The 13,215-nt window shown below is 58.4% G+C and carries 7 protein-coding genes; 5 read left to right on the top strand and 2 right to left on the bottom strand.

The features are described 5' to 3' along the window. Together ABIA48_RS12380 and rsgA are read right to left on the bottom strand one after the other, a co-directional pair. A complete protein-coding gene (locus ABIA48_RS12380) occupies window positions 1–408 on the bottom strand; it encodes a TIR domain-containing protein (protein ID WP_429488923.1) in 408 nt (135 codons plus the stop codon). A gap of 202 nt (window positions 409–610) precedes the next feature. After that, complete coding sequence (gene rsgA / locus ABIA48_RS12375) at window positions 611–1,642, bottom strand: small ribosomal subunit biogenesis GTPase RsgA (protein ID WP_007983967.1); 1,032 nt, start codon at window positions 1,640–1,642, stop codon at window positions 611–613. Window positions 1,643–1,749: 107 nt separating this feature from the next. Here rsgA and orn point away from each other — a divergent pair, with 107 nt between their 5' ends. The 5 genes from orn (at window position 1,750) to ABIA48_RS12350 (ending at window position 13,214) form a co-directional block, all read left to right on the top strand. After that, window positions 1,750–2,304 (top strand): oligoribonuclease, encoded by a 555-nt coding sequence (gene orn, locus ABIA48_RS12370; RefSeq protein WP_429488921.1) that lies wholly within the window; start codon window positions 1,750–1,752, stop codon window positions 2,302–2,304. A 202-nt stretch (window positions 2,305–2,506) separates the two neighbouring features. Further along, entirely contained in the window at window positions 2,507–3,118 is a 612-nt protein-coding gene (locus tag ABIA48_RS12365) for a trimeric intracellular cation channel family protein (protein WP_429488919.1), read from the top strand. A gap of 107 nt (window positions 3,119–3,225) precedes the next feature. After that, window positions 3,226–7,227 carry a dermonecrotic toxin domain-containing protein gene (locus tag ABIA48_RS12360; protein ID WP_429488917.1) on the top strand — a complete coding sequence of 1,334 codons (4,002 nt, stop codon included), beginning with the start codon at window positions 3,226–3,228 and terminating at the stop codon, window positions 7,225–7,227. A gap of 226 nt (window positions 7,228–7,453) precedes the next feature. Continuing rightward, entirely contained in the window at window positions 7,454–8,431 is a 978-nt protein-coding gene (locus ABIA48_RS12355; protein ID WP_429488915.1) for a hypothetical protein, read from the top strand. A gap of 55 nt (window positions 8,432–8,486) precedes the next feature. Continuing rightward, window positions 8,487–13,214, top strand: a complete 4,728-nt coding sequence (locus tag ABIA48_RS12350) for an RHS repeat domain-containing protein (protein WP_429488913.1) — start codon at window positions 8,487–8,489, stop codon at window positions 13,212–13,214. Window position 13,215: the final 1 nt, after the last annotated feature.

Below are 13,215 nucleotides of genomic sequence, written 5' to 3'. Positions count from 1 at the left end.
TTACACCGCCGTATGCTGGCGAATGGCATTGATGATGCTGTTGGTGTTCCACGCACATTCGGCATGTGCCGCATCACGTACCACCGTGGAGATCCGCTCGGCGCCGAACGGTTTGATCGCAATGATCACCTTGCCCATGCGCTTGGCGATCTCGATTTCCTTGTTGATCCACTTGCTGTAGGTGGAATACATCCCGGCCATGATCAGCACCGCCGAACACGGGCGGATCATGTTTTCGATGGCCTCCTCAAGTTGTTTGTCGGTTTTCGCGCCGACAATCGGGTTGTCCGGTGGCACCGAAAAATTCTTGTAGGTGAAGCCAGGCTTGGCGTTGAGCAGGCGCACGAGATTGTCGTGGGCGTCGGAGTAGTTCCACGAGTGGCTGATGAACAGATGGTAGATTTGCATGGGTGTCCCTCGGTGTCGCTGGAGTGCGAAGAGGGTTTGAACTTAGGCGATTACAGGGCAGCTACAAGGGGCGGGGGCGGAAAGAGAAATGCCCTACAAGCAGGCGTGCGCAAGCCTTACAGAAAAATCTGATGTTTAAGTGGGGGGGGAAAGAACCAGCCGCCGACCGCCCCGCCGTAGTCAGGGTGGCCGACACGTCTGTTTAGTAGCCGTTTTCCGGCAGGCTGGCGATGATCGAGCGGTAGCTGTTCATCCGTTGTTGCTGCACGCGGCCGTCTTCAAGGGCCTTGAGCAGGGCGCAACCGGGTTCGCGGTCATGCTTGCAGTCGCGGAAGCGGCAGGTGCCAAGCAGATCGTTGAACTCGATGAAACCGGCCTCGACATCGGCACGGCTGACATGGCCCAGGCCGAATTCGCGGATACCCGGAGAGTCGATCAACTCACCGCCGCCGGGGAAGTGGAACAAACGCGCGGTGGTGGTGGTGTGGGTGCCCTGACCGGACAGCTCGGACAGCGGACCGACGCGGGCTTCGACATCCGGCAGCAGGCTGTTGACCAGCGACGACTTGCCGACACCGGACTGGCCGACGAACACGCTGATGCGCCCGTCCAGTTGTGCCTGCAATTGCTCCATGCCGTTGCCGTGGTGCGCCGACACTTCCAGCACCGGATAGCCGAGGGTACGGTAAACCGCGAGCAAGGCATTCAGCGCAGGCGCGTTGTTTTCATCGATCAGGTCGAACTTGTTCAGCAACAACAGCGGCTTGATGCCCGCATGCTCGGCCGCCACCAGATAACGGTCGATCAGGTTGGCGTGGGGCTCGGGCAGCGGCGCAAACACGATGACGATCATGTCGACGTTGGCCGCCACCGGCTTGAGCTGGCCTCGGCTGTCCGGGCGGCACAGCTCGGTGTTGCGGGGCAGTTGCGCCACAATCACACCGATGCCCTGGTTGCCGGCGCGCCACACCACCTGATCGCCGGTCACCAGCGCCGGCAGGTTGGCGCGCAGGTGGCAACGGAACACCTGGCCGGCCAGTTCGCCGTCGCGGGCCTCGACTTCGACCTGCACACCGAAGTGCGCGATCACCAGACCGTGCTGTTCCGGGCCCAGGTCGCCACCCTCAAGTGCCTCGACAGCCGAGGACTCGCGTTTGGCGGCGCGGGCGGCGCGTTCGCCCTGAATCTTTTCGATGCGCCAGTTTTGACGACGATTGAGTTGGCGTTTGGCCATGGGTGTTCCGTATAAAGAATGCAGCGATTAGGTAAAACGGCCGCGAGTTTAGCACGCCCGGCCACCGGCCTAGGCTAAACTGCGCAGCATTGCCTAGGAGCCGACACATGCAAAACCCGCAGAACCTGATCTGGATCGACCTGGAAATGACCGGTCTGAACCCTGATACCGATGTCATCATCGAAATGGCCACCATCGTCACCGACAGTGACCTGAACACCCTGGCCGAAGGCCCGGTGATCGCCATTCACCACAGCGACGAAATCCTCGCTCGCATGGACGAGTGGAACACCCGTCAACATGGCGGTTCCGGGCTGACCCAGCGGGTTCGTGACAGCCGCATCAGCATGGCCGAAGCCGAAGCCGAAACCATCGCCTTCCTGGAAAAGTGGGTGCCGAAGGGCAAGTCGCCAATTTGCGGCAATAGCATTTGCCAGGATCGTCGCTTCCTTTATACCCACATGAAGTCCCTGGAAAGCTACTTCCATTACCGCAACCTCGACGTGTCGACCCTGAAAGAGCTGGCCGCACGCTGGGCGCCGGACGTGCGTGACAGCTTCAAGAAAGGCAGCACTCACCTGGCGCTGGACGACATTCGCGAATCGATCGCTGAATTGCAGCACTACCGCAAGCATTTCATCAAGGCGAGCGAGCAGCAGTAAAAGCCTCTGTGGCGAGGGGGCTTTCCCCCCGTTCGGCTGCGCAGCCGTCGTAAAACCAGTGAATGCGGTGTAACTGACAGAATGCCGGGGAGCGCTTCGCGCTCCAACGGGGGCAAGCCCTCGCCACTGGTTCTCTACTTGCCCTCTTTTGGTGCCTGGGTGAACTGAGTAGACTGCGCGCCTTTCTGCAAGGACCGCCACCATGCTGCTGATGCTCTACCTGATCGCCATTACCACCGAAGCCATGACTGGCGCCTTGTCTGCCGGCCGGCGCGGCATGGACTGGTTTGGTGTGGTGCTGATCGCTTGTGTCACGGCGCTGGGTGGCGGTTCGGTACGCGATGTGTTGCTCGGGCACTACCCGCTGACCTGGGTCAAACACCCGGAATACCTGGTACTGACCACGGCTGCCGCGATGATCACGGTGTTCACGGCGCGCTGGATGCGCCATTTGCGCTCGCTGTTTCTGGTGCTCGATGCCATGGGCCTGGTGGCTTTCACCCTGATCGGCTGCATCACCGCCCTGGAAATGGGCCATGGCATGTTGGTGGCATCGGTCAGCGGCGTGATCACCGGGGTGTTCGGCGGCATCCTGCGGGACATTTTCTGCAACGACATTCCGCTGATCTTCCGGCGCGAACTCTACGCCAGTGTGTCGTTTTCGGCGGCGTGGTGTTACATGTTGTGCATCTACCTGCAGTTACCCGGTGAGCAATCGATTCTAATTACCCTGTTCGGTGGCTTTCTGCTGCGCTTGCTGGCCATCCGCTTCCATTGGGATATGCCAAAGTTCGTTTATAACGATGAGTCCTAAAGTTTGCATGGCATCAATTAAAAGCTCAGGTGCGGTAACTATCTAATACTTGGCGGGTGACTGATTTTTATAAGCTGAAAGTTCATTTCGGTTTATAGGCTGCCTGTATGCAAAACGTATGTGATGAACATTGTTCTGGTCATCGTCATCGACGGCTCATCGAAGAAAAAATCCCTGACTGGCTGATCCAGGCATCCCCCCACAGACGCTTGGCGCTGCGCCAGACTCCAGTCGCCATTGCTCCTTGGTATGGGGCGGCGTCTGCAGCTTCACACGCTGCGCTGGCCCAGGCCGTCAGGGCCGCCTGGATGTCACAGGCCAGGCTCGACAGGATGTTCGAAGCGCTCGCCGATGTCCGTCGGTTTGCCGAGCCTTTGCTGCGACAAGCGCTGAAAGATCGCTTTGGCGTTGAACTGGATGTCACCCGAACGTACCTGCGGCTCTATTTGCCCAAAGGCATTTTAGTGGGCTATCAAGTCAAGACACTGTCTCTACTCGATGCCGCCCTGAACAACTTCGAGAAAAGAGAGTCGGCTGCGAATTACTTTGATCGTGCATCCTGTTTTATCAGTGAGCCTGATAGTCACGGGCACTTCAATGTATTAGCAATCAATGGGCAGATGAATATCGATGCCTTTGTTTCGCTGTGCCGTGACCTGGATATCGGTGGCCAATACTCACGACAACTGGAAGCACTGCTATTACCCACCGACGCAGTGGCCAAAGCGATGCTGCAGTACCGGGTCAAGACCAGTCAAAGCGATGGCTTCAGGGCTGCCGTGCTTCTTGCGCGGATGAAAGGAGATATCGGTGCGGGCTCTCAGGACGCGTTGCTGCAATTGCTGGAGGGCACCGGGAGCCAGGTGTTGCGCGGCTACCAGTTGCAGATCATGTCGGCCAGGTTGACCGGAATCATGGTGCTGGCGGGCGATCTCGAACGTGCTGCCGGAGTCGAGCCGCTGGTGGTCTACATTCCCGATGATCCGCAACATCCGATCAAAGAATACCCCTCGACCCTGGCGTTCAGGGCGACATTGACCGGGCAGCTGCGCTCATCGGCCTATCAGGCCTTCTTTGCGCGGTTTATTGCCCATGAACAGCGCGGGTATTTTTTTGCTGAACTCGATCAACAACTGAACGAGATGACGTGGCACCCATCGCAACCCGATGCCCCGCAACCTGCCTGGCGCCGTACGCCAGTCGAAAATCCCCGGTTACGTTTTGAGATGCACCGGATTCAAGGCAATCCGTGGCAATGGCTGTACCAGGACAAACTCAACAAAATCCTCAATGACGCCCGAATCATCGCCGTGCCTACCGCAGACGAAGACCGCCAGTCGCGCTGGGCGCTGTGGGACAACCTTGAGCGCGTGGCATCCATCGTGATGCAGGCTGCCACCCTGGTGGTGATGCCCTTTGTACCGTTTGTGGGCGAACTGATGCTGACTTACATCGCCTACCAACTGCTGGATGAAACCTTTACCGGCATTGTCGATTGGGCCGAGGGGCAACTGACCGAGGCCGCTGATCACCTGCTGGCCATCGCCGAAAACCTGGCGCAACTGGGCGCTTTCGGGGTGGCGGGCGCTGTGGTCGGAAGAGTGCTGGCCATTGAGTCTTCGGCATTTGTCGAGGGGCTCAAGCCAGTAGTGCTGGACGATGGCCGCACGCGCTTATGGAATCCCGATCTCAAGCCTTATGAACAAGGTGTTTCGCCGCCCACAGGGTCGGCGCCTGATGAATGGGGTCTGCACCATCAGGCGGGCAGGAGCCTGCTGATACTTGAGGGCCGCACTTATGAAGTGGGCACCGACGCTGAGGGCAGTGCCTATCACATACGTCACGCGCAGCGGCCGGACGCCTATCGGCCGCAACTTATACACAATGGAGCCGGCGCCTGGGCGCATGAAGTCGAGCGTCCGATGGAATGGCAAGGCGCGCAGCTTTTCCGGCGTCTGGGGCACTCGGTTGCGGAATTTTCCGACGAGACGGCGCGACGCATCCTGGCGGTCAGCGGTATTGACGAAGCCATGTTGCGGCACTTGCACGTTCACGCACGTCGCCCGCCGGCCTTGCTGGAAGATACGATCCGAAGGTTCAGACTCGATCAACGCATTCAGGTTTTTCGAGAGCAAATGCTCAGCCCTGACCCGGGCGTCCATGCCAGGGCTGACGTTCTAATGCAAAGGCGTCTGTTGCAGATGCAGCAAGTCAGTCTGCCCGAAGGCCATCAGGTGGAAACCCTGTGGGACGTCCTTGGCGAGCGCGAGCAGAAACAACTGCTGGGCTTGAGCCCGGCACCGGGCGACGCGCTGCCTGCGCGGCATGTTCGAGCCGCATTGCTGCGCGGCAGGATGGCCCGATGGGCAGAAGAACAGCGGACGTCGTTGTTCACGATTATGGAAGAGGCGTTCGAATCGGCGGCGGACGCAGAGACGCAGCTGATGCGCCGGATTTTTCCTGAGCTGCCTCGAACCATTGCGCAAGAACTATGGCGTGAAGCCAGTGTCGCCGAACGACTGCACCTGCATAACCGACCCGGAATGCCGCAGCGCATGGCGCATGAGGTGTTGTTTTATTTGCGCGAGTTACGGCTTGGCCACGCCTGTGAAGGGCTTTACCTGCACGCGTTTTCCAGCGCAGACACCGACCGGCTGGCCTTGCACATGCTCCAAACCCTGGAAGGCTGGAACGCCGATGTTCGCCTGGAGGTGCGTGATGGACACTTCGAAGGCGTGTTGCTGGACAGCATCGGAGCGGTCGACGCGCCGATTCGGAAAGTGCTGGTCAGGCAGCAGGGGCTCTACGAGGCCTACGATGAGCGGGGCGAACAACTGCATGGTCTGGACGACTTGTTTGGGGCGATTCAGCATGCACTTCCACTGGCGAGGCGCGAGGCTCTGGGCCTGCCGCATGTCGGCCAGGGGCGCGAACTCGAACAAGCACTCAGGCGCCAAGCGCTTTTGCCGCGTCCCGAGCTTCGGGCGCTGTTCGGGCAACCGCCGCTGGCGCCCGACGGTCGCTCGCCAATGAGGCTGGCTGTCGGCCGCGCCGGTTATCTGCTGGGCGGCGGCGATAGCCAACCGGTGGAGACGGCGTCATTCACCCGGCGCCTTCGACGGCTGTTTCCCACACTCGCAGAGGACGCACTGGAATCCGTACGTCGAGAGCGGCTGGCGACTGATCCATTGCGGGCGCTGGGTCGTCTGGAAAGCGAATACCTTACGCTGGTCAATGAGCTGGGGGCCTGGTCTGCCGATGTCCCGTCGACCCATCCGCAGACCGGCATGACGCTGACCGCCGAACAAATCACCCTGCAGCGTCAGCGCCGGGGGCTCTTCGCTCAAGAAATACAGGCAAGTTGGCGTCGGCAACTGACTGACAACAATCCTTTCGACACACAGCGGTTTTTTTCCCGGCTGGACATTCTCGGCGAGCTGCCAAGGATATCGGCGGACTTTAGCCATGTTTCCGAATTCCTTTTGATCAACGACAGTCCGTCCCTGCGCGCGGGTGACTTTCTCAAAAATTTTGCCGATCTGAAATTTCTGACCATCAAGGGTATTCAACTCGATGAGTTTCCCGGCGAAACCTTTCGCATGCGCGAACTGACCACTCTGAATCTCGAGGATTGCAACCTGCGTTTGAACGAGGCGTCCGTGGAAGGTCTGGCGCACATGGAGCGACTTGAAAGGCTTGATCTGGATAACAACCCGTTGGGGTACGCGCCTTATGTTGGACACATGAAGAGGCTGGAGGAGTTGCGGCTCGGTTCAACAGGGCTGACAGATGTGCCGGGCGGGCTGTTTCATCTGGAAAGCCTGCGCTATGCCGACTTGAGCGGGAATCGAATAGTGGAACTGCCAGACGAGTTGTTTGAAGTTGATGATGTGCGAGATGTCGAATATAACTTTGGTGACAATCCATTGAATGAGTCCAGCAAACAACGTGTTGCGACATATGATGAGAATTCCAGTCTTGATAGAAAACTATTGATTCAGATTGATGGTGCGGCCGAAGTGCTGGGGGACAGTGATCTTGATAGCGAAACAGAGTCGGACGACAGTGGATTGGATAGTTTTAGTGAAGTGTCCGATGAAGAAGGCTGAATTCTGTTGTTTGTGATTTTAGATGTGGTGAAACGAAGCGTAATAAGTTTGTCGCTGGTAATGACTGCGGCTGTTTCAGGGGTTGTCGTGCGTCGGTTGAGTTGATGGCGGGTCTTTGTTATTGATCGTCGCCAGCTTGCGAAGTTTGTTTTCGCAAGTTGGCGGGTTCAAGGTTGGCAATACAAGGTCAATCAATACCAATATAGATCGGTAACAAGGCGGATTTATGAGTGATGGAAAAACCAATCTTGCTGTTCAGGGGGCAATCAGACTCTCGCGCCTGGACGTGCGCTTTGAAGTGCCCGGGATCGAGTCAAAAAAAATCTTTGCCAACGGCAGAATGCAGGCCCGGGTCTGGGTATTTGTCGAGGCTGTCGACGAATCGGGTACCCCGGTGCCGCTAGCGTATTATCCGGACTTGATCAGTACACGGCTGATCCGGTTTCACGACGGTAAGCCGTTGGCCCGTGAGGCCTACACGGGCCAACCAATGCCTGGCTGGAATGCAGGCACCCAGGAAAACAGATACACCCACGAGATGCCGGGTGCCGTTTATTCATCAGGGGGCGCTGGTGGCAGTACGGGGACTCCTCTTGAGTTCTGGGTCTCGTCTTCAGAGGCAGGGCAATTGCAAATTGCCGCTGAAGTGACGGTGCAGGGCAAGGTTTACAGGAGTAACAACAGCGTTAATCCGGACGGTGGGAAGATTAACAAAAGCATTGTGATTGTCGCGGAACGGAGCCCCGAATATAGCCCTGACCTGTTTACCTGGAAGTCGCAGGAAGTTTACGGCACCTTTGGTGGTGCCAGCTTGTTTCGTTATGACCTGGGCCTTTATCCGGGTGGGCAGCAGATAAAATTAATTGATTGGGAAACCCGTCAATACGGCGAGTCGAGCCGGTGGCCGGTAAAGTTCTGCTACACCGGTATGATCCTGTCGCATCCCCGCCCAAGGTCTTTTACGGGGGTGATGCTGCCTGTGCGGGCGAAAAGTGTCGATATTATCGGTTTTCAACTGCCGGTCAGTCCACGTGTCGGAGAGTTGGTGGCTTTTAAAGGAGTGCCATCGGAGTATAAATCCAGTCTTGAAGAGCCCCGGCTTGCTCCTTTCATGTTTGCCGCGATTGATGAGTTCGGTAACGCCCATAACTTTTCGCTGGTTGTTGATATACAAAATAGCGAATTTCTGTTGAATCGAAGTTGAGCGGGTTCTCTCTTGCCAGGAAATAATCAATTCATGACATTTGAAAGGAGTTCAAATGGCGGTCAAGCAGACAAGTCTTCATTCCAATGCATTTAATTTTGATGGGTTTCTGGACGGCGGCGTCGATCCTCGTACGGGTGTTTACACCTGCTCCCTGATGTTGGGGGAGTTGACCTCCGGCGTCATGAACGGCCCGTCCCTGCCGGTCAGGCTGTTTTTCAATCCACTCAATGGCAGCGACGACGGTTTAGGTAAAGGCTGGTCGCTGGCACTGACCCGTTACGATGTCGCCAGCGGCATGCTCACGCTGTCGGGAGGCGATCGCTACAAGGCGCGGCAGACGAATACACAACTGGTTTTTGATGAGTTGAAACTCGAAACGCTCAAGGTCCGGCGTCTTGGCCCTGGGCGCTTTGACGTTGTGCATAAAAGTGGTTTGCGCGAGGAACTGAGCGTTTATGGCGGTAGCGATCTGGCGGTGTCGACAAAGATCGTTGCCGCCAATGGCGCGGCGATTCTGTTCGATTACACGGCGATCAATGGTCAGCCGGTGTTGTCAGCGGTGCGGGACGCCCGACGGACGTTGTTAAGTATTTCCCGCACGCCCGGCCAGGTGATGTTGACGCAGAATCCCGGCACTGAGTGGGCGGCGACTTTTGCGTTAATGTTGTTCAACGACGGCGTGGGCTCCGTTCGCTTGCCGGAAGGTGGCGTCTGGTCGTTCACCCACGAACCCATCGGCGGGTTCCATTGCCTGACGCAGATTACTTCGCCGTTGGGCGCTCGCGAACTCATCAACTACCAGGATGACGGTCATCGGTTTCCACCGGGTGCGCCGATGCGTGCCATGCCTTATGTGATTTCCCACACCCTGTTTCCTGGGCAGCAGCAGCCTCCGATAACGACGAACTACGCCTTTTCCGGGCGCAATTTCCTTGGCTTCGATGACGACGATATCCACTGGTCACCGGACGGCGATACGCTTTACCAGAGTTCGTCGGATTACCAATACGACTCCACGGAAACGCTAATGGCCGGGGCCGTTGTGCACCAGTCCATCAAACGAACCTATAACAAGTTTCATCTGTTGATCTCGCAAGTGACGACCTGCAATCAGAGCGTTACGACCCAGTCGATCGAATATCACCAGGAACCTGGCAAGCGCTTCGATCAACAACCCGCGCAGTTTCGACTGCCCAGTGTCCAGACGCTGCGCTATGCCGATCGCAGGAGCGGAACTTCTCGCGAGGAAGTGATCAGGACCGAGTTCGATGCCTGGGGGAATCTGCTCAAGCATGTGGCGGCGAATGGGGTCACGACCCTTTCGGAGTTTTATCCAGCGGACGGGGCTGAAGGGTGTCCCGCCGATCCGTTGGGGTTTGTGCGCTTCGAAAAGCAAAGAACCGTACTCCCAGCGCGCGGTTTTGCCGAGGCTGCGAGCACGCTGGTTCGTTATCGCTACCGGATGCTTGGCGAGGCCGGGTTGACCGGGAGCGATGTGGTTCTGGAGCAAAAGGCTTTTTATGAGCGAACGACTGTCGCCGACAACCTGCGCTCACAGACCACTCTGGCCTATGTCGATCTGCCGGCAGACACCTTGCGTCACGGTTTGCTGCAAAAGCAGACCGTCATCCGAAACGGCCAGGCCTCTACAACCGAATTTCATTACAACCTCGATGGCACGAAGCTTGATCTGCAAAGCATTCAGATCGGCTTCGACGGCACCCGCAGATCTTCAACCCTGACGTTTTCGGTGCTCAATGGGTTGAAGCTTTCCGAGCAAAGTGAAGATGAAGGGCGAGTCGATTACACCTACGATCGCCTGGGGCGCGTGCTCAGCGAAACCGTTGCATCCGGTTCAGCCTTTACGGTCACGCGCAGCACGCAATATGAACTGGCCAAGGGCGCTGGAGTGCCCGCCATGACGCTGATGACCGACGCCAACGGCGTCCTGCAAAGGACCTGCTACGACGGCCTGGGGCGAGTGATCGCCATCGAGGAGCAAGATGTCGATCATTCAATTTCGGGTGAATTCCGGCAGATTTACGCTGCGCGTTACGACAGGCTCGGACAACTGACCCACGAAGTGTTGACCGATTGGTGGCCGGGCCAGAAGCGGACGCTCAATACCGGCTTCGTATTCGATGACTGGGGCCAGGTCAAAACCACGGTTCATGCCGATGGCCGTGTGGAACATCGCGACTATGACCCTGTCGGCAGGCGGGAGACGAGTTGGCAGGACGGGATGGGCAAGTCGGTCACCCTCTACAATGCGTTCGGCAAACCCGAGAGCGTCGAACTGTTTGATACCGGCGCGCAAAGTCAGGGCAAACGCCAGTATGAGTACGATGGTCTGGGACGTAGTGTTGCGCAGGTTGACCCGGTCGGTAACCGGACGACTTACGAATATGATGCCTTTGATCGGCTGACCCGCAGCCTGCTGCCCGATGGTCATGCGGTGCAGACCGAGTACGCGCCCCATAGTGATGAGTCATTGCCCATTGAAGTCACCGTAGACGGTCGCAGCCTCGGGCAGCAACGCTTTGACGGACTTGGGCGGCTGATTCAGAGCAGTTGCGGCGGGCGGACAATCCGCGCCGGATACGACGCCGGTTTCAGCCAGCCGGCCTGGAAGCAACTGCCCGGTGGTGAGCGGATCGAGTACCGCTATGAACGCCATCTGGGTGGGCGCATGACTCAGCGCGAGGTGGCCGGTTTGCTCGCCCGCTTCGACTATCATCCGCGACTCGGCGAATTGACGATGTGTGTCGAGCAGGGGCGCGAAACCGTTCTGGAGTATTACCGCTCCGGGCGCCTCAAGCGTGAAACGTCGAAGATCGGACCGAGCCGACAGACTGCCTCTTACACCTATACCCTGGGTGGTCGCCCGCTCAGTTACACCGATGTGCTGGGCGACGCACACAAGACCGACTACGACGACGCGGGCCGCCCGCGGTCCTTTGAGCAACCTGCGCTCAAAGCCACGTTTGCCTACAACGCATTGGGTCAACTGGCGACCGTCGAGGCGCAAGCCATCGATGGTCAAGGCTCGCTGGTGACGCGCCTGGCCTACGATGATCTGGGACGTGAAACGTCACGTACATTCGATACCGGCGTCGGTGTTACCCAAGTCCTGTCATCCAGCTACACCCTTGCGGGAAAACTGGCGCAAAAGACCCTGAAACAGGGCGATGAAGTGTTGCGCAGTGAACAATTCACGTATGACTCACGCGGCCGGCTCGGTCTCTATGCCTGCACGGGTACGCAACGACCACGCGATGCCCAGGGTAACGAAATCATCCGCCAGCGCTACGTGTTCGACGCATTCGACAACATCGTGACGCTGGAGACCGAGTTTCCCGGCGGCAACAACCTCGCATCGTTCGAATTCAGTGCCAGCGACCCGACCCAACTGACGGGGATTCGCAACAGCCATCCTGACTACCCGGCGCCGGTCGTGTTGCATTACGACGCCAACGGCCAGATGACCATGGACGAGCAGGGGCGCCGGCTCGCCTACGATGCGCTGGGGCGATTAACCCAGGTGGCGAGTGCCATTGGCACGGTGGTGCGTGGCTATCACTACGATGCCCGGGACCGTTTGGCTGAATTGTCACAACCCTCGCGGACGTCGGTTCAGCGCTTCTATCGGAATGGACGGGAAATCATCGGGATTTGTGGTCCCGACACTTCTACTTCGTTACGCCCGACGGGCATTTTGCTGGGCCAGAATCGTAAAGGTGTCGATGCCGGAATCAGCTTGCTGGGTGTCGATCAGCAACAAAGTGTGCTCCTTGAGACGCTGGGAGGGCAAAGCCGTCCCATCGCCTACAGCCCCTATGGGCACCGTCCGGCGGAGGGTGGTTTATTCAGTCTGTCGGGGTTCAATGGCGAACAACTCGATCCATTGACCGGTTTGTATCTGCTGGGCAATGGCTATCGAGCCTACAGCCCTGCGCTGATGCGCTTTGTCAGCCCCGACAGTCTGAGCCCGTTCGGCGCTGGCGGCCTGAACCCCTATGCCTACTGCGCCGGCGATCCGATCAACCGGATCGACCCGACCGGGCACGTTTGGGAGTCGATATTGGGCATCGCCCTGTCCATCGCCGGCCTGGCGCTCGGTATCGTCACAATGGGTGCCGCCACACCATTGGCGTTGATGAGCATGGCGCTCGCCACCGCTTCTACCGGGTTGGCGATTTCCGGGATTGTCGTGGATGAAATCGCGCCGGACTCGGGCGTTGGCCAGGCGCTTGGCTGGGCGAGCCTGGCCACGGGTGGATTGTCCGCGGCCGTCGGTATGGGGGCGCTGGGTAAAAGTGCGGTCAAGGCCGGCAACAGGCTCGCCGGGGCCTATAAGTCGGGACTGAGCGGCGATCCGCGAGCGGCGGCCAAGGCGATGGCGAGCGGGATGGGAAAGGCCAGGAAAGCCTCGGGCATCATCAAGGGCAAGGGGGCCAGAAAAGCCGCGAAGGCAGCCCAGGCCGGTGAAAGTGGTCCAGGTACCCCGGCCAGATGGACGCGCACCGGTGTCGGCGACGAGTCAATCCCGTCGGACATGAAAGCGGCCTACCGGGGAGAATGGGAGAAGTTCAAGGGCGGTCTGGATCAGGGGCTTCATCCCAAGCAGGCGGCCGAACTGATGGATGACCCGTTTTTCAAGAAGCTGGGGGGTGCCAGCAATCAATGGACGGTGCGCATCGGTGGCAAGGACCGTGTTTCGTTCGCGATCCACGACAAAAGCCATGAAGTGCAGATCCTGCAAATCGGCGGGCATCCCTGAG

Origin of the sequence: Pseudomonas sp. S30_BP2TU TE3576 (assembly GCF_050436025.1) — a bacterium.
Taxonomy (GTDB): domain Bacteria; phylum Pseudomonadota; class Gammaproteobacteria; order Pseudomonadales; family Pseudomonadaceae; genus Aquipseudomonas.
This window is presented reverse-complemented; position numbering and strand designations above follow the sequence as displayed.